The 18,341-nt window shown below is 56.9% G+C and carries 15 protein-coding genes; 8 read left to right on the top strand and 7 right to left on the bottom strand.

Annotation, left to right across the window (positions count from 1 at the left end; all coding sequences use genetic code 11):
• Positions 1-11 precede the first annotated feature (11 nt).
• The 5 genes from ACOAPY_RS10990 (at position 12) to ACOAPY_RS10970 (ending at position 3,548) form a co-directional block, all read left to right on the top strand.
• Positions 12-356 carry a DUF3703 domain-containing protein gene (locus tag ACOAPY_RS10990; protein WP_021703088.1) on the top strand — a complete coding sequence of 115 codons (345 nt, stop codon included), beginning with the start codon at positions 12-14 and terminating at the stop codon, positions 354-356.
• A 315-nt stretch (positions 357-671) separates the two neighbouring features.
• The gene (locus ACOAPY_RS10985) at positions 672-1,940 is read left to right on the top strand and encodes an OprD family porin (protein ID WP_052520214.1); all 1,269 of its coding nucleotides are present in this window, start codon (positions 672-674) and stop codon (positions 1,938-1,940) included.
• Between the two features lie 162 nt (positions 1,941-2,102).
• Entirely contained in the window at positions 2,103-2,330 is a 228-nt protein-coding gene (locus ACOAPY_RS10980; RefSeq protein WP_021703090.1) for a hypothetical protein, read from the top strand.
• A gap of 309 nt (positions 2,331-2,639) precedes the next feature.
• A complete protein-coding gene (locus tag ACOAPY_RS10975; RefSeq protein WP_021703091.1) occupies positions 2,640-2,867 on the top strand; it encodes a hypothetical protein in 228 nt (75 codons plus the stop codon).
• 99 nt (positions 2,868-2,966) lie between these two features.
• The gene (locus ACOAPY_RS10970) at positions 2,967-3,548 is read left to right on the top strand and encodes an IS3 family transposase (protein ID WP_021703092.1); all 582 of its coding nucleotides are present in this window, start codon (positions 2,967-2,969) and stop codon (positions 3,546-3,548) included.
• 464 nt (positions 3,549-4,012) lie between these two features.
• On the opposite strand, the gene ACOAPY_RS10965 is transcribed toward ACOAPY_RS10970, so the two are convergent.
• The 3 genes from ACOAPY_RS10965 to ACOAPY_RS10955 form a co-directional block, all read right to left on the bottom strand.
• Positions 4,013-7,201, bottom strand: a complete 3,189-nt coding sequence (locus ACOAPY_RS10965) for a CusA/CzcA family heavy metal efflux RND transporter (protein ID WP_021703093.1) — start codon at positions 7,199-7,201, stop codon at positions 4,013-4,015.
• A gap of 23 nt (positions 7,202-7,224) precedes the next feature.
• The gene (locus ACOAPY_RS10960) at positions 7,225-8,700 is read right to left on the bottom strand and encodes an efflux RND transporter periplasmic adaptor subunit (RefSeq protein ID WP_081694045.1); all 1,476 of its coding nucleotides are present in this window, start codon (positions 8,698-8,700) and stop codon (positions 7,225-7,227) included.
• A gap of 149 nt (positions 8,701-8,849) precedes the next feature.
• Positions 8,850-10,058: a TolC family protein gene (locus ACOAPY_RS10955; protein WP_228723613.1), complete on the bottom strand. Its 1,209-nt coding sequence runs from the start codon at positions 10,056-10,058 to the stop codon at positions 8,850-8,852.
• Positions 10,059-10,596: 538 nt separating this feature from the next.
• Between ACOAPY_RS10955 and ACOAPY_RS10950 the strand changes: the two genes are divergently transcribed.
• From ACOAPY_RS10950 to ACOAPY_RS10940, 3 genes are all read left to right on the top strand, one after another.
• Positions 10,597-11,271, top strand: a complete 675-nt coding sequence (locus tag ACOAPY_RS10950) for a heavy metal response regulator transcription factor (protein WP_021703097.1) — start codon at positions 10,597-10,599, stop codon at positions 11,269-11,271.
• Positions 11,268-12,713 (top strand): heavy metal sensor histidine kinase, encoded by a 1,446-nt coding sequence (locus tag ACOAPY_RS10945; RefSeq protein WP_090432324.1) that lies wholly within the window; start codon positions 11,268-11,270, stop codon positions 12,711-12,713. Before ACOAPY_RS10950 ends, ACOAPY_RS10945 begins: the two co-directional genes overlap by 4 nt.
• Positions 12,714-12,778: 65 nt before the next feature.
• Positions 12,779-14,113, top strand: coding sequence for an OprD family porin (locus tag ACOAPY_RS10940; protein WP_021703182.1), 1,335 nt, complete (start codon positions 12,779-12,781; stop codon positions 14,111-14,113).
• A 139-nt stretch (positions 14,114-14,252) separates the two neighbouring features.
• Here the strand turns inward: ACOAPY_RS10940 and ACOAPY_RS10935 are convergent, their stop codons facing one another.
• The 4 genes from ACOAPY_RS10935 to ACOAPY_RS10920 form a co-directional block, all read right to left on the bottom strand.
• A complete protein-coding gene (locus ACOAPY_RS10935) occupies positions 14,253-16,622 on the bottom strand; it encodes a heavy metal translocating P-type ATPase (protein WP_095938458.1) in 2,370 nt (789 codons plus the stop codon).
• 5 nt (positions 16,623-16,627) lie between these two features.
• The gene (locus ACOAPY_RS10930) at positions 16,628-16,876 is read right to left on the bottom strand and encodes a DUF2933 domain-containing protein (RefSeq protein WP_009686142.1); all 249 of its coding nucleotides are present in this window, start codon (positions 16,874-16,876) and stop codon (positions 16,628-16,630) included.
• A gap of 79 nt (positions 16,877-16,955) precedes the next feature.
• The gene (locus ACOAPY_RS10925; RefSeq protein ID WP_021221948.1) at positions 16,956-17,489 is read right to left on the bottom strand and encodes a cupredoxin domain-containing protein; all 534 of its coding nucleotides are present in this window, start codon (positions 17,487-17,489) and stop codon (positions 16,956-16,958) included.
• A 147-nt stretch (positions 17,490-17,636) separates the two neighbouring features.
• Positions 17,637-18,194: a cupredoxin domain-containing protein gene (locus tag ACOAPY_RS10920; protein WP_021221949.1), complete on the bottom strand. Its 558-nt coding sequence runs from the start codon at positions 18,192-18,194 to the stop codon at positions 17,637-17,639.
• Positions 18,195-18,341: the final 147 nt, after the last annotated feature.

The following is an 18,341-nucleotide window of genomic DNA, read 5'->3' as shown; positions in this document are numbered from 1 at the left end:
GGGAGGTAGCCATGCAATCTCAACTGAAATCAGCAATTGCAGAGGCCTTTGCGCAAGCCGATACGAACCTGCGGCTGAAGCAGCCTGGTAGAGCATTTGAGTGGTTAGAGCGCGCCCACATCCTGACTCAACGGCATCCCTACCTGCATGCAAAGTCACATTGGCTGATGCTACGCCTAGGCCTGCAGACCAAGAACTATCGGGAGGTCCTTGGGCAAATACCTCGCATAGTGGCTGCACTACTTTTCTCACGCATCTGGGTCCCCATTGGCAATACTGGGCGTGCACGAGTTAGCGCATTCCTCCCCATGACCGTCCCAGAAGATCTGCAGCAGCTCCTCGCAAACGGTAACTAAACCAGAACTGACTCCCTCGACTCTGCGCACCATTCGAGTGCGCCGCTGGGTGTCGTTTGTGCAAAAAATGTCAAATTAAGCAGCCCATCCCTCATCTTTTCGAAGATTACAAAATTGTAATTTTCCAATCATCTTCAAGTTATCTACGGCTTGCAACGATAGGTGCGACCGCCTCTGGCTGCTCTCGCACCGGGGCTCAATACCTACAAGAACAGTCATGGCAAATATCCAATTCTGCCAAGAATAAAGGAGCAATTAATGAGCAAGACCAAATTATCTCTTGCAGTATTTTCGGCAATCATTGGAATCAGCCCCATGGTGGCCACTGCTGAGGAAACAAAAGGCGAGGGTTTCGTTGAAGGAAGCAGCCTTAATATCCTCAATCGAAATTTCTACATGAACCGTGACTTCCGAGATGGTCAGTCCAGCTCAACTGGAAATGGCTATTCCGAAGCATGGGCGCATGGCGTCATGGTGAACTTTGAGTCCGGCTTTACCGAGGGAACCGTCGGGGTGGGTATCGACGCGTTCGCCATGCTGGGCATCAAACTGGATACCGGTGATGGTCGCTTTGGCCCTGGCGGCAGCATCAACCTGCTTCCCGTGAACAGCGATGGGGAAGCGGAAGACGAGTACTCCAAGCTGGGCGGAGCTGTAAAAGCTCAGCTCTTCGATACGGTCATTAAGGCCGGCGATGTGTTCCCGATGACCCCGGTTCTTCACTATGGTGACTCTCGCCTCCTTCCGGAAACCTTCAAGGGTGTCACCGTCGTCAATAACAGCGTTGATGGTCTGACCCTGCAGGGTGGTCGAGTTCATGCGATGAGCCAACCGCAGCAGAGTGGCATGAGCGAAGACTTCGCCACCTTCTACGCCGGCGGCGTGGATGCACCTTGGGCGGCCTACTTTGGCGGCGACTACACCCTGAATGACAACCTGGCGTTTAGCCTTTACACCAGCCGCCTGGAAGATGCCTGGAATCAGCACTATGCCGGCATGTCCTGGAGCCACCCGCTTTCTGAGAGCGTCTCGTTGTTCGGCGGCCTGAACTACTACAAAGCCGTTGACCAGGGGCAGAAGCTGCTGGGCGAGTTCGACAACGACATCTACAGCGGCAAGGTCGGTGTGAAGTTCGGTGCCCACTCCCTGGCGTTGTCTCATCAGCGCAACAACGGCGACGATGACTTCGACTATCTGCGTCAGTCTGACTCGATCTTCCTCGATAACTCGATCCAGTACAGCGACTTCAACTCCCCGAATGAGCGTTCCTGGATGCTTCGCTACGATCTCGACATGGCCACCTTCGGTGTCCCTGGCCTGAGCTTCATGACCCGCTACGCCTTCGGTACCGACGCCGACTACTCCGATGCGAACAACGTGTACATGCGTCGTGATGAAAACGGCAACCCGCTGACCGATCAGAAGCGCTGGGAGCGAAACATCGAAGCGAAGTACGTAGTTCAGTCTGGCTCGCTGAAGGATATGTCCTTCCGCGTTCGCCAGATGACCACTCGTGCGACCGACTACGAGTCCGATCTGGATGAAGTTCGCCTGATTGTCGAGTACCCACTGGAAGTGCTCTGACTAGAAAGTGGAGCGGGTAACTACTTGCCCGCTCTCTCTGGCGCTGCATGTCAATATTGTAATTTTGAGCTCATGCTGCCGTTAGCTTCATTTTCGTAAAATCTAGGCATCTTCACAGAGCGCAAGCAAATAGCTCATTACAAACTGAACGAGGCCTGATTTATGAAGATCGCAAATATTGCACTTATTGGAATTCTCGCACTCGGTACTGCTACTTCTGCACTTGCAGAAGATGGCTACGGCCGCTCTTTGGAAGCGGTGAAAAAATTTCGGGAAAACCAAGAAAAAATTCACGGGAAAGACAACAAGGCATTTCAAGTAGAAAGCCAGAAAAGTGGAGTTACTGAAGAAGACGCCGCCAAAAGCAACAACACAACCAACGAAGACTGATTGTTTTTCCCCTACCGAGTCCACCTCTAGAAGCTCCACGAGCTCCTTTGGAAAGAGGTGTACCCTAAGCGCCCTTTAAGGGCGCTTTTTTATGCATTTCTTTGTCATCATGGCGCGCGACCATGAGAGCTCCTGCACTTACTTGAGGGTCAGTTGTAGGTTCAGCCAGATCTGCCCCTTCTTTATAGTCCTGGATGTCAACATTTTAATTTTGAGCTCACGCTCCGGTTAGTTTCATCTTTCTAAGATTTAGGCGTGTTCAAAGAGCGAAACCCAATAGCTCATCACCAACTGAGAGAGACCCAGCTTATGAAGATTGCACATGCAGCACTTATTGGAATTCTTGCCCTCAGCGTTACAGCTCCCGTGCTTGCGCGAGGTGATAGCCATAACCGTCATGAAATGGTAAAGCGATTCAAAGAGAATCAGAAAAAGATTTACGAAAAAGACAACCAGGCGGCACAAGCAGAAAGCCAGAAAAATAGCAGCACTAAGAAAGATACAGCCCAAGATAAAAATACAGCAAACGAACGCTGATAGCCTTTTCCCTGCCGAGTTCACCTCTAAAGGCTCCACGAGCTCCTTTGGAAAGATGTGTACACTTTGCGCCCTTCCTAGGGCGCTTTTTTATCCCTGTTGTGGCTCAATGATTCTGGACACCCCGATAAGGCGTTAAGCTTCGCCCAAAGTCGTGGTTCCGCAGGAGCCAGAACATTATCGGCAGCGCTGCGAATACAGGGTGTGCAGGTTGGTCACTTTCTGGCTGGACGCCTGATGAAAGAAGCCAGGCTATACAGCTGGCAATGTCGCAAGCATCGCCACCGCAAGGCCGATGGTGAAGGTGCCATTGCGGCCAACACACTGGATCGGCAGTTCACAGTGAGCAGCCCCAACCAAGTGTGGTGCGGTGATGTGACATACATCTGGGCGGGTAATCGTTGGATCTACCTGGCAGCAGTCATGGATTTGTATGCGCGCCGCATCGTCGGTTGGGCACTGCCCAATCGACCTGACTCGCAGCTCACGACACGCGCGTTACGCGTGGCCTACGAGTCCCGAGGTTGCCCGCAGCAGCTAATGTTTCACTCTGACCAGGGTTGCCACTACACCAGCATTGAATTTCGCCAGATGCTCTGGCGCTACCGTATCAAGCAGTGCATGAGCCGCCGCGGTAACTGCTGGGATAACGCGCCGATGGAGCGTTTTTCAGAAGCCTGAAAACGGAATGGTTGCCGGAGCATGGATATGCCAGCCAAGGGCAAGCGGAGGCTGATGTGCTGCGCTACCTGACGGATTACGCCTTGCGCTGGATGCAATAGATGGGGCAGATGCATACCCAGAAATGTTTGAATCTTCCTGGGCAGCCCAACCTGATTGGTTTGACGATCCGATGCGAGAAGACTAAAGATTTGGGCGGTTGCAGCGGGTCTAGATGTGGAGCAGACCACGGCTGAGACGAGCTCATCTGACATCGATGACACGCTCGAAGCCGATTGCAGGCTGTATCGGGGATCTGTGTTTCAGGTGCGCCCGCGCTCTTGAACGGCTAGCTGCTGCAGAAGTTCGGCCCAGGAGTCCTGCGCAAAATGGCTCTCGATGAGATTGCGAAAGCAAAAGTGAGTTGACCATGTGGTGGTCCGATACCCTCCGGGGTACGGACCACCTGGTTCATTCGAGTAACGTCAGCCCTTGTGCAAGGCTACATCTCCATCGGTTTCCGACGACTCAGCATCCTCTTCCTCATCCCGCCGGTGTACCCACTGATATAGCACCGGCAGTACCAAGAGCGTGAGGGTCGTGGAGGATAGGATCCCTCCGATGACGACTGATGCCAGAGGTCGCTGCACTTCGGCCCCGGTACCTGTCGCCAGCGCCATTGGCACAAAACCCAGCGACGCCACCAACGCTGTCATCAAGACCGGCCGCAAGCGAGTCAGAGCGCCTTCAATGATTGCCTCGTGCAGCGTCTTTCCTTCCTCGCGCAGATTACGGATAAAGGAAATCATCACCAAGCCGTTCAGAACCGCGACGCCCGACAAGGCAATGAAGCCGACGCCAGCCGAGATGGACAGGGGAATATCTCGCAGCCAAAGGGCGAGTACACCACCAGTCAACGCGAAGGGAATGCCTGTGAACACCACTAGGCCATCCTTGACGTTATTGAACATCATGAATAGCAAGGTGAAGACCAAGAGCAGAGCGACCGGGACTACGATCTGAAGCCGCTTGGCTGCTGACTGCAGCTGCTCAAACTGGCCACCCCAGGTGGTCCAATATCCAGCCGGAACCTTCACATCCTGCAGCAGGCGATCGCTGGCCTCTTGAACAAAGGATCCGATATCCCGTCCCCGCACGTTGGCACTGACCACCACCAGGCGTTTACCGTTCTCACGGCTGACTTGGTTGGGGCCAAGTACCAGGTCGAGGCTGGCGACTTCAGATAGTGAGATGAACGATATCTGTTCTGCCGCTCCGCCTGATAGCGCAGGAACAGGAATCAGCAGGCGGGAAAGGCCCTCGATATCCGTACGCAGCCGATCCGAGAGCCGCACCACCATGTCAAAGCGGCGGTCGCCATCGAACAAGGTGCCTGCACGCTGGCCTCCCACCGCGAAAGCGATAGTGTCTTGAACATCGCCTACGTTCAGGCCAAAGCGAGCAGCCTTGTCACGATCAATGTTGATGGTCAGCACGGGCAGCCCAGTGGTTTGCTCCACCTTTACCTCGGAAGCGCCCTCTACTTTCTCCAAGGTTTCCGCAATCTCAGCAGCAGTGCTGTTGAGCACACCCATATCGTCACCAAACACCTTCACCGCGACGTCACTGCGCACACCTGAAATCAGCTCGTTGAAGCGCAACTGGATGGGTTGAGAAAGCTCGTAGTTGCTACCTGGAACTTCCGCACTCACACGCTGCAGGTCAGCTATCAACTCTTCTCGCGACTTGTCCGGATCAGGCCACTGGTCCTTGGGCTTGAGCATGACGTAGGCATCCGAGATATTCGGCGGCATTGGGTCAGAGGCGATCTCAGCGGTACCGGTCCGGGCAAATACCCTCTCGATCTCCGGCACTTTCTCTACCAGTCTCTTTTCCAAGCGCGCCTGCATCTCCACCGACTGCGTCAGGCTAGTTCCTGGTACCCGCAACGCCTGCAAAGCAAAGTCCCCCTCGCTGAGGCTAGGGATGAACTCGCTGCCCATGCGACCTGCCAATACACCGGACAACACCACCAAGGTAACTGCACCGGTAAATACTGCGGTTCGGTTGCCCATGACCCAGCCCAGTACCGGCTCGTAGCCTTTGCGGGCGGCACGCATAACGAAGTTCTCTTCCTCTTTGACCTTGCCGGTGATGAAGAGCGCAATCGCAGCTGGAACGAAGGTCACGGAAAGAATCATCGCTCCCAACAGAGCAATCACCACAGTGAACGCCATGGGGTGGAACATCTTCCCTTCAACCCCTGTCAGCGCAAAGATCGGAAGGTAGACCACCATGATGATCAGTTGGCCGAAGATCAGGGCTCTGCGCGCCTCTCGTGAGGCGGCAAACACTTCATGCAAGCGTTCGGAGCGGGTAAGCATCCGGCCATGGTGCTGTTGTGCATGAGCCAACCGGCGAATGGCGTTCTCGACAATGACCACCGCGCCGTCAACGATGATGCCGAAGTCCAAAGCACCGAGGCTCATCAGGTTAGCGCTCACCTTGTAGGTGAACATGCCAGTGAAGGTGAAGAGCATCGACAGCGGGATCACCATCGCGGTGATGATCGCTGCACGAATATTGCCGAGGAACAGGAAGAGGATGGCGATTACCAGGATCGCGCCCTCGATGAGGTTTTTCTTAACCGTGGCGATGGCCTTGTCCACCAGATCGGTTCGGTCGTAGACCGCGATGGCTACTACCCCATCAGGGAGCGATCGATTGATTTGCTCCAGCTTGGCGGCAACTGCCTGCGAGACGCTGCGGCTGTTCTCGCCAATGAGCATGAACACCGTGCCGAGCACAACTTCGCGACCGTTCTCGGTGGCAGCGCCAGTACGCAACTCTCGGCCAATCTGCACATCCGCAATATGGCTGACCCGAATGGAGGTCCCGTCGACGTTGCTAATGACAATGTTGGCGATGTCCGCTGCAGTGGCGACCTGACCGGGAGCCCGAATCAGCAGCTGCTCGCCACTGCGCTCGATATAACCGGCACCAACGTTGGCATTGTTGCGTTCAAGCGCAGTGACCAGGTCTCCCAAGGTGAGCTTATAAGCGGCCAAACGCTTGGGGTCCGGGGCGATCTGGTATTCCTTCGCGAAGCCACCGATGGTGTTGATCTCGGCCACGCCTGGAACATTGCGCAGCTGAGGTTTGATGATCCAATCCTGGATTACCCGCAGGTCGGTGGGCGTGTATGGCGTGCCGTCCTCCTTCAACGCCCCCTCTCTAGCCTCGACCGTCCACAAGAAGATCTCACCCAATCCTGTCGAGATTGGGCCCATGATTGCCTCTGCTCCTTCTGGCAGTTGTTCGCGGGCAACCTGCAGGCGCTCATTGACGAGCTGGCGGGCAAAGTAGAGATCCGTGCCGTCTTCGAAGATTACGGTCACCTGCGACAAACCAGAGCGCGATAGCGACCTGGTCTGTTTGAGGTGCGGTAAGCCGGCCATGGCCGTCTCGATCGGAAAGGTAATGCGCTGCTCGGTTTCTAGAGGTGAGAAGCCTGCTGCTGCGGTATTGATCTGTACCTGAACGTTGGTGATATCAGGGACAGCGTCTATGGGGAGCTTCTGGTAGCTGGCAATACCTAAGCCAGCCATCGCCAGTACGGCAAGCATCACGATGATGCGCTGCTCGATAGCGAACTGAATTATGCGTTCGAACATACGAATTTCCCGTCAATGGCAGGTCAGTGGGCGTGGTCGGCGGAGCCTTTGCCCAGCTCGGACTTGAGGATGAAGCTCCCTTCTGTCGCTACCTGCGCTCCGGCGGCCAAGCCTTGGGTAATTTCCACAGCCCCTTCGCTACGGGCGCCTAGCACCACGGGAAGCGCCACGAATCCATCGTCCACGCGAACGAAAACCGTGGGTTTCTCTTCGATGGTCTGAATTGCCTGGACTGGAACGGTGACGTTGGCCTGGCGGGAGTCGGCTGACAACGCGACGGATACGAAGAGGCCTGGGCGCCATGCGCCATTTGGATTTTCGAGAGTGGCGCGGGCAGTCGCCGTGCGTGTCTGCTCGCCAAGCAAGTTACCCACGTACGAAACGTTGCCTACAACCTCAGCCTCCAGCTCCGGGGCACTGATCTTGACCGGCTTGCCGACCTGGACCTTGCCCAAGTCCCGCGGTGCAACACTGAAGGTTGCCCAGACACGGCCGAGATCTGAAATGGTGAAGGCGTTGCTCGCCTCGTTCACAACCTCGCCAAGCACTAGGTGCTTTTCCACCACGATGCCATCGAACGGGGCCCTTAGCTCGTAGCGGTTCCCCCCCGCAAGAGCAACGTTTTCGCCCAGGGCTCCCATTTTCTGACGAGCATTGCTGAGAGCAATTTCTGCCTCCTGTAGCGCCTGGCGGGCCTGCAGGTAATCCTGTTCTGCAGAAATCTTCTCCTTCCACAGTTGCTGCTCTCGCTCAAAGGTTGTGCGGGCCAGTTCGACCCTGCGCTGGGCCGCAGCAAACTCACTACGCTGATCTGATATTTGCTGGCTTGCGATAACAGCCAGGAGTTGCCCCTTCTTAACTGACTCTCCCAGGTTGACCTGGACGCTTTCCACGACACCAGCAGTTCGAGGAACCACGTGAGCCGTATGGTCCTCATCGAAGCGAATCTCACCGGGAAGGCTGATGGTAGTGCTCATAGCTCCGGCAGTAGCCTTCACCAACTGGATTCCGGCGGCATCGATTTGCTCGTTGCTGAGCTCGATGAGTCCCTCCTCTTTGGCGTAGCTGAAACGATAGGCCCTTCCTTCTCGCTCAATCAGAATGCGAGCCTCGAAGTAGTGCGGCTCGGCGATACCCATGGCACTGACAAAGGCATCGCCCTTGGGCTCGAATCGGAGCGTATTCACTTCACCTGAAGGACGTCTGACCTCCATGGACACCCGGGTATTCTCCCCGGGCACAATCTGCTGCCCTTCCTGTGCTAGATACAGCGACATGGGAGCACTTCCATCCTGACTCTCTGGCGCAACTAGCTCGGCACTGAAGTTGTCCTGACTGAACAGCGTTCCTCCGTTTGGACCGCGAGAGTGATGCTCGGTATCTCCATGTTCATCAGCATCGCCGTGACCCTGCTTTGCTTCTTCGCCATGGTGCTCTGTGTCCTGATGGCTGCTTGTCTCGGCGTGCTCATCCGATTCATGGCCTTTCTCCTCATTCATGAGGGTTACTCCGCCACCAATAAGCCCTATGCCCGCAATGATCGCGAGTACGAGGGGTAATTTTTTGCTCATAAGCAACTCCTAAAGGAAATGCAGCGACCCGCACTCCAGATGCGGGTCACCAAGACGGTCGGTAGGAACTCGGCGGCTCAACGTGCAGCGGGGATGGCTGATACATCGCCATACACGCGCTCTAACTGCACCCATGCCGCAGTGGCTGAGGCCAGGGCGTCGACATACTGCGTGCGGGCACCAATCAACGTGCGCTGAGCATCCAGCACATCGAGAAAAGCGAATTTGCCCATCTCAAATCCGCGGGTAGCGCTATCAACAGCGCTCTTGGCCGATGGGAGAATCGTCTGGTCGAACGAGTTGATCTCCTCCTTCGCAACGACCCACTGATCCATGGCTTGCTCTACATCTGCCCTGAGGCGTAGCTCGGTCGCGTTGCGCAGGTCGCGGGCTTGGTCGGCGCGACGTGCAGCGGAGAGAATGTTGCCCTGGTTACGATTGAAGAGAGGGATCGGCATCGATAGGCCAACTACGTTGACTCGCTCCCGATCTTCAGCGCTGTATTGGCTGCCCAGGCTCACATTCAGGTCTGGAATGCGCTGGGTCTTTTCCAGCTCGAATGAAGCCTCTTGCTGATCCACAGACAGCCGGGCTAGGCGCATTTCTGCGGTTGTCTCCAAGGCAGACCACAGCTGATTGACTGTTGGCGGTTCTGGGATGCTGGTCGCACTCCCAACAACCCTGATGTCTGCGTTGCCACCGATGACAGCCTGCAGTCGAGAATGGGCTCTAGCCTGATCCCGTTGAGCTCGACGTAGCTCAAGTCGGACCTCAGAGAGCTGCACCTGGGCCCGAGTTAGCTCAACTGGTGAAACCTTGCCCGCCTTGACTCGCCCCTCGGCCCCCTGAACTCCTCGCTCAGCCAGCGCGAGAGATTGCTCCGCCAGCTCGACGCGCATCCTTGCTTGCAGGTTGTCGTAGAACGACTGGATGACATCGGCGCGCAGCTCATTCTGGCTGCGCTCTAGCTCGACCGATGCCGCACTCTGCCCCTTCTCCGCTAGCTCGATGCGTGCCCCTCGCTTTCCCCCAAGCTCAATCGGCTGCGTAATCTGGGTGGTAGTGGTCCGCGTGTTGCTGCGGGTGTCTTCCACCTCCCATGACAGCTCTGGGTTTGGCAGCAGGCCGGCTTGCTGCCGCTCGCCCAAAGAGATGTCTACCAATCGGCTCGCAGCCGAGAGAGTCGGACTGTTGTCTTGCGCCTGGCGCAATGCTTCAGCCAGCGACAGCTCCGAGGACGCAGCGACTGCTGGCCGGCCAACCACCCATAGGGACACCAGTAACACCGGAAGCAACTTCCGATAAAAACCTGCAACACCACCATCGCAAGAGAGCAAGGGTTAATCCTCCGCAACCAATGATCATCCCTGACTAAAACGGCTCGACCCGGCAGTAGCGGTCAGCTGATGAAGACAGGAAATGAGTTAGCCGCAGAATTTAGATATCAGTTCATATCGCCAAGGTGACTGGAAAATTACAAATATGTAATCAAGGCCTACAGGCTATTTCGCTGTATTAAGATGCCCCCATCAGAGAGTCCTGTGAAGTTACATGCTGATACAAATATAGCGTCAGCGAAGGAACCTTTAGGGAAATCAGTAACCCCACCAGGGAAATCTGCCTGAAATACTCGCTAAATGTGACAGCTTGTCGCAATGCCAGTCACAGCAAGGCTTGCGCATTGACCCTGTAGCCGCTACAGGCTTTAGGATTGTCTACTCCTATCGTGCGCTAAAAGCCTCTTCATGCCACGTCATTATTAATTTATGAAACTTTACGCGGCCCAATAAACAACAATATGCCGCCTGCCTGGGTAAATTTAATATGCGAATCCTAGTTATCGAGGACGAGCCCAAAACTGCCGAATATCTGCATCAAGGACTGACCGAGAGTGGCTATGTAGTCGACAAGGCCTCTACTGGATTAGATGGTCTTCATCTTGTGCGCCAACACACTTACGACTTGGTCATTCTGGATGTAAACCTTCCAGAGATAGATGGCTGGGGCGTATTAGAAAACCTTCGCCGTGATAACAACACAAGGGTCATGATGCTCACCGCCAGAGGAAGGCTGGCAGACAAGATCAAGGGCCTGGACCTAGGTGCGGATGACTACTTGGTGAAGCCCTTTGAGTTTCCTGAGCTGCTGGCCCGAGTTCGCACCCTTCTGCGTCGCAGCGAGCAGGCTCCGGCACCAGAAACTCTACGTGTAGCAGACCTAGAGCTGGACCCTGCCAGACATCGAGCCTTCCGCGGTGAGCAACGGATAGACCTGACGACCAAAGAGTTTGCGCTGCTGCACTTGTTGATGAGGCGTTCGGGTGAGGTGCTTTCACGCACTCAGATCATTTCGTTGGTGTGGGACATGAACTTCGATTGCGACACCAATGTGGTCGAAGTCTCCATCCGCCGCTTGCGCGCCAAAATCGATGACGCCTTTGAAAGGAAGCTCATCCATACCCTCAGAGGGGTTGGTTATGTACTCGAGGAGCGGGAATGAAACCTGCCAGCCTCTCCATGCGATTAGGGCTATCTGTCGCCCTGATGGGAGCCGCATTGGTGGTACTCCTGGCCGCCCTTGCTTACTTCTCGCTGACGCACGAGCTGGCCTCGCTGGCCCGAAGCAGCCTGAACGGCAAGCTTGAGCAGATCCAGCACCGACTCAAAGAAGATTCGATATCGAGTGCCGACATCGCCAAGCAACCGCATGGACTGCTCGACCTTGTTGTAGGCCACGACAACCTACAACTTGCCATCTATGAGCGAGGGCCTGAAGGGAAGAAGCTGCTGAGCGTTAGCAACAGGTCGAACGCTCCGAAACTGCATTCTGAAGGCGCCGTGGGCGTTTTCTTCCACGAATGGCTGGATAGCACCAAGCACAGTTTTCTGACGGCCTCGAAGCATGTGCGCTTGAAAGATGGCAATGAAGTCACGATCCAGCTCTCTATAGATCGCTCTGCAGACGACGCACTGCTAACGGCGTACCTGCGATCCACCATGATCGCCTTGCCTTTTCTTCTGCTCTTCATTGGCGTTGGAGCTTGGTGGATTGTCCAACGCGGATTGTCACCGCTGCGCCAGTTCAGAAAAATAGCGTCACAGGTTTCCACTCAGGACCTGACCCATCGCATACCAATAGATCGACTGCCTCAAGAGCTAAGCGAGCTGGCACACGGCATCAACTTCATGCTCCATCGCCTGGACAGTGGCGTTCAACAGCTCTCGCAGTTTTCTGACGACCTGGCCCACGAGCTACGTTCCCCCATCAGCAATCTGATGGGTAAGGCTCAAGTAACGCTTTCACGAGAGCGTCCACCAGAAGAGTACAAGGCGGTCCTTGAATGCTGTACCGAGGAGCTTGGGCGCGTGACACGCATTGTCTCGGACATGCTCTTCCTCGCTCAGGTAAGTCACCCCGCTTCGTTGGTGCCTTTCGAGCGAATTGATTTAGACGACGAAGCACGGCGAGTTGTAGACCTCTTCTCTATCTCCGCCGAGGAAAAGCAGATTGCGATAGACATCAGTGGGGCAGGCCACACCTTCGGTGATCGATTGATGATCCAAAGGGCCGTCTCGAACCTCTTGTCGAACGCCATACGTCACAGCCCCCGCAACAGCAGCATCTCGCTGCTGATTGAAAAGCAGCATGAGACGGTCTCGCTGTCTGTTGGCAATCCAGGGATTGGTATCCCAGCCCAGCACATTCCTCATCTGTTCGAGCGCTTCTACAGAGTAGATACCAGTAGATCCCGAGCAGAGGGAGGCACGGGCCTGGGATTGGCCATCGTGCGCTCCATCATGAGCCTGCACCAAGGCACCGTCGATGTGTCCAGCGTGCCGGGCAACTACACCGTTTTCCGATTGTTGTTCCCTCGCGCGCCAGAAACTCCAACGAGCCTGGTGCGTGCCGGAATCGGAAAGCAGAGAAGACAGCTGAGCTGACTTCTATCGCCTTAGCCGCTGTGATCTCACATACGGCTGAGCCGCCTTTACCCCGGAGCATCACCATGAAAAAAATAAGTGCCTCCCTAGCACTGGGACTTTTGAGCCAGCATGTATACGCCGCCGGCTTCATCGAAGACAGCAAGGCCAGCCTCGGCCTGCGCAATTTCTACATCAACCAGGACACCCGCAACGCGGACGGCGCCACCCAGGAAGAATGGGGTCAGGGCTTCCAGTTCAACTACATCTCCGGCTACACCGAGGGGACCGTCGGCTTCGGCGTCGACGCTCTCGGCCTGCTCGGCGTCAAGCTGGATTCCGGCAAGGGTCGCCATTACAACCCCGACTCCAGCAAATACGGCGGCACCGTGTTCCCCACCGACGAGAACGGTCGCGCGGTGGACAACTTCGGCAGCCTGGGGCTGACCGGCAAGGTGCGTCTGTCGAAGACCGAGGCACGCATCGGTACCCTGCAGCCCAAGCTGCCGGTGGTCACCTTCAGCGACGGTCGCCTGCTACCGCAGACCTTCGAGGGTGGCCAGATCACTTCAGCCGAGATCGACAACCTGACCCTGGTCGGCGGCCAGCTGGAACACGCCAAGGGGCGCAGTTCGAGCAACAACGAAGGCCTGTCCATCTCCGGAGCCAACAACGCCAAGACCGGCCAGTTCAGCAACAAGTTCTACTACGCCGGTGGCGACTACAAGATCGGCAAGGACCTGCTGGCGCAGTACTACTACGGCGAGCTGAACGAGTTCTACCGCCAGCACTTCCTCGGCCTGACCCACAGCCTGGCCATCGGCCCGGGCGCGCTGAAATCCGACCTGCGCTACTTCAAGAGCGACGCCGACGGCAAGAACGACAGCGCCGCCGGGGTGGCCAAAGGCTATGCCAGCACTGGCTACTACGGTCTGAACGCGGCCGGCAAGGCGATCACCAAGGGCGAAGTGGACAACGACACCTGGAGCGCCCTGTTCACCTACAGCCTCGGCGGCCACGGGCTGAGCGCCGGCTACCAGGAAGTCTCCGGCGACAGCAACTTCCCCTACCTGAACCAGGGCGACGGCGCCACCGCCTACCTGATCACCGACCGGCAGATCGGCAAGTTCGCCAGTGCCGGCGAGCGCACCTGGCTGGCCGAGTACGGCTACGACTTCACCAAGGCCGGCGTACCAGGTCTGAAGGCCACTGTCACCTATCTATCCGGCGACAACATCGATTCGGCCGACGGCGAGAAGAAGGAATGGGAACGCGACTTCCGCCTCGACTACGTGCTTCAGGACGGTGCCCTCAAAGGCCTCGGTTTCTCCTGGCGTAACGCCAGCCTGCGTGGCAACACCAGCGCCGCCGACCAGGACGAGAACCGCCTGATCGTCAGCTACAGCCTGCCGATACTCTGAGCTAGCCCCAAGAGGAGCCTCGCCTGATGGCGAGGCTCTTAGATTGCTATGTCGTGGGCGATGGGGAATGCCCCTACGATGAAATGGCGTCAGCTTGCCCTTCGTCGACCGAGGCAAACGATGTTAGCTACCGCAAGGTCTAATCGATCCGTGACTGCCGCAGCCGTAAGGCGTTAAACACCACGGACGCGGAGCTGACACTCATCGCCAGCGCAGCGATCAAGGGCGACAGAAGATGTCCTGTCAGCGGATACAGCAGCCCGGCCGCTAGCGGGATTCCCATCGCGTTGTAGAGGAATGCAAAGGCAAGGTTCTGCCTCATGTTCTTCACCGTGGCCACCGACAAGGTGCGCGCCCGCAGGATGCCCATCAGGTCTCCCTTGACCAGGGTCACCTGGGCGCTGTTCATCGCCACGTCGGTGCCCGTGCCCATAGCGATGCCTACGTCGGCCCTGGCCAAGGCCGGCGCATCGTTGATGCCGTCGCCCGCCATGGCAACACGCCGGCCATAGCTCTGCAGTTCGGCGACTAATTTCTCCTTGTCCTGCGGTTTCACCTCGCCATGCACCTCCTCGATGCCTAACTGCTTCGCCACGGCTCTTGCTGTGGTGAGGCCATCGCCAGTGGCCATGATGACCTTCACGTCAGCGTTCTGGAGTTGAGCAACAGCCTGTTGGGAGGTCGGTTTGATTGGATCGGAAACGGCCAGGAGACCCGCCAGGCGACCATCGACGGCCAGATAGATGATGCTGATGCCCTCCAGGCGCAGTTGCTCTGCACGGTTACGCAGCGGAGTAATATCGACGCCCGCCTCCTCCATCAACGCTGTGTTCCCAAGCTGCAGTTGATGGCCATCGACCTGTCCGCGTACACCAATACCTGAGCCAGATTCGAAGGTCTCCGGTTTCACCAGGGCAAGACCCTGTTCACGCGCATGATCGACAATGGCATGCGCCAGCGGATGCTCGCTGCCCTGGTCCAGGCTTGCGGCCAAGCGCAGAACCTCGACCGAGTCGAACGGCCCGGTTCCCTCTGCACTATGAAAGGCCGGCCGCCCCTGCGTCAGTGTCCCGGTCTTGTCGACGATCAAGGTGTCGATTTTGCAGAGGTTCTCGATAGCGCTGGCATCGCGGAACAACACACCGCTGCTGGCGGCCTTGCCGGTCGCGACCATGACCGACATCGGCGTTGCCAAGCCCAGGGCGCATGGGCAGGCAATGATCAGTACGGCCACAGCGTTGATCAGGCCAAATACCCAACCTGATTCCGGCCCGAACACCCCCCAGCCAAAAAATGTCAGGATCGCGATCAGGATCACCCCCACCACGAAATACCCTGCCACGGCATCGGCCATACGCTGCATGGGCGCCTTGGAACGCTGGGCCTTAGCCACCATCTGGACGATCTGCGACAACATGGTTTCGGCGCCCACCTTCTGCGCTTCCATCACCAGGCTGCCGTGGGTGTTCAGGGTGGCACCGATGAGGGTATCCCCTGCCCGCTTGGTGACGGGCACCGGCTCGCCGGTGAGCATCGACTCGTCGACAGCGCTCTCGCCCTCCAGCACGGTGCCATCCACCGGGACTTTTTCGCCCGGCCGGACACGCAAGTGGTCACCCTGATGGACGTGGGTCAGCGGAATATCTTCTTCCTGGCCGTCAGGCCTGATGCGCCGGGCAGTCTTGGGGGCCAATCCCAGCAGTGACTTAATGGCGGCAGAGGTCTGCGAGCGGGCTTTGAGTTCGAGCATCTGGCCCAACAGCGTGAGCGAGATGATCACCGCGGCGGCCTCGAAGTAGACGCCGATGCGTCCATCCTGAACGAAGGCCGCCGGGAACCACTGCGGCACCAGGGTGGCTGCCACGCTGTAGAGGTAGGCGGCTGCAGTTCCTAATCCGATCAGGGTCCACATATTAGGGCTGCGTTGCCGGATGGAGTCTATTCCGCGAGTGAAAAATACCCAGCCACCCCAAAGCGTCACGGGCGTTGCCAGAACCAGCTCAACCCAGTTCTGGGATGTTCCATGGAACAGCTGCAAGGAATGACCAGCCATCGCCAGCACGGTCACGATGACGGTCAATGGCAGGGTCCACCAGAACCGTCGCGAAAAGTCTTTCAGCTCCGGATTTTCTTCGTCCTCCAGCTCTGGAATGACGGGTTCGAGCGTCATCCCACAGATCGGGCAGTTGCCAGGGCTCGGTTGGCGAATCTCGGGATGCATCGGGCAGGTGTATTCAGCCCCCAGTCCTGCCTGAGTTGAGTACTCTGGCCGAGCGGCATGCTGGTGGTGCCCGGCATGCGATTGATGGCTCATGTACTGATGAGGGGCTGCCTGGAACTTCTCCTGGCATTTTGTACTGCAGAACCGATAGGCCCTTCCCTCAAAGTTCTCCTGGTAAGGACTATCAGATTTGACCTCCATGCCACACACCGGATCGCGTGGGCTCTCTGGATGGCCGTGCGAGTGATGTGCATGGCCCTGGTCATGATGGCAGGAGGTCTTTTGCATTCGAGTTACTTCCTATCCTCGTCCTTGGAAACTGCGGCTCCGCTGGAGTGGGAGTGCCCGCCATGATTGTGGCCAAACAGATGCATCAGCGGGCATAGCAGCAGGATGAGGTATGGCAAAGCCTGCGAAAGATGACCGTAATGCTCGCGCGCGACATAGAAGATGCCGATTACGGCCAGCATGATCAGTGCGATGCCAATCTTGCTCTTCCAAAAAGGTGGTTCCGTAGTGCCAGTGTGGTGCGTGTGATCCATGACAATAGCCTCGGTTCAATGACCATAGAATCAGCATAGGTTGCTCTAGCCAGGCAGAGTTGACGCGTATCAATGGAGTTCAGCGTACGGTCACCTTACCGACCATTCCCGACTGATAATGTCCAGGAACATTGCAGGCGAACTCCAGATCAGTAGCGTCGGAGAAGGTCCAGATCAGCTCTTCGCGTGCACCTGGCTCGACCAGAACGCTGTTGGGATCGTCGTGCTCCATGCCGACCATCTTCATGCCGCCCATGGCGTGGTCCATTTTGCTCATGTCATGCGCTGCAGTCGGGGACAGCGTGCCGTTCTGAAACATCGCAGCCATCTCTTTCTGATGCGCAGCATGGGATGCCGCTTTGCCAAGGTTGAACTCGTGCAGCAGGGCTCCCTCGTTCAGCAGTACGAAGCGAACCGTCTCGCCCGCCTTGATTTCCATTGCCTTGGGTTCAAAGAAGATGTCCCCCATCCGGACTTCGATGGTGCGATCTACTGCCTGACTGTCTCCCGGTTGCCCGATACTGTCTTTCTTGTGGCCCGGGCTGGCCAGCGCATTGGCAGCACTGAGCAGTAAACCAAGGGTGGTGATTATGAAAGCGGGTCTGAGTTTCATGGTGTGCCTCTGAGGTGTTGAGGAGGGATGAGTCCCGATGCTAATGAGGTGCAACTGGCGGTACGCTGACGCGAAAACTACATCGCAGTAAGGTTCGTCAGATCGGTGCTACCCAGCCCGCGGCCAACGGGTAGCACCGGTGCCGGACTAACGCAGAGCAAACTCACCGACCATTCCCGCCTGGTAATGCCCAGGCAATGTACAGGCGAAGCTCAAACTGCCCGCCTGAGGGAAGGTCCACACGAACTCTTTAGTTGTGCCGGGCTCGACGAGAACCGCGTTCGGGTCGTCATGCTTGGCTTTGATGACTTCCGGATAGCCTGGAGGGTTGGAGTCACCCGTGCCATAACGCTCATGCCAGACAATGCGCTCGGCCATGCCGGTCGGGGTCAGTGTGCCGTCCTTGAACAAGGACGCCATCTTGCGCTGGTGCTCCAGCTGGGACGCTGCCTGCCCGATGTTGAACTCGTGCATCAACGCGCCCTCGTTCTTCAGAACGAAGCGCACGGTTTCACCTGGCTTCACATCGATCGTTTTCTGGCTGTAGTTGATGTCGTCCATCTTTACCAAGATGGTACGAGTCGCTGGCGTCGCCTGGGCCTGCTGCCCAATGCCATTGCTACTGCCGCCGACCTCGGCAAATGCCGGAAAGGTGGTGCTGATGAACAGAGTGCTGATCAGCAGTTTAAGGGGTAAGCGTTTCATGGTGAGACCTCGAGATGGGTGCTGGAAATCTCATGCTATTCCCCGCTTGCTGCCAGGCCGCTGACCCCAAAACTACAATTGCGTCAGCTGGGAAAAAGCACGGCGCCATAAAGGCGCCGCTAGGCCGAAGGAGCAATCACGAAAGGC

The sequence above is a fragment of the Pseudomonas stagnisoli genome (assembly GCF_048595745.1).
GTDB lineage: Bacteria > Pseudomonadota > Gammaproteobacteria > Pseudomonadales > Pseudomonadaceae > Aquipseudomonas > Aquipseudomonas alcaligenes_A.
The sequence above is the reverse complement of the archived record's forward strand: the minus strand, read 5'-3'. Positions and strand labels throughout refer to the sequence as shown.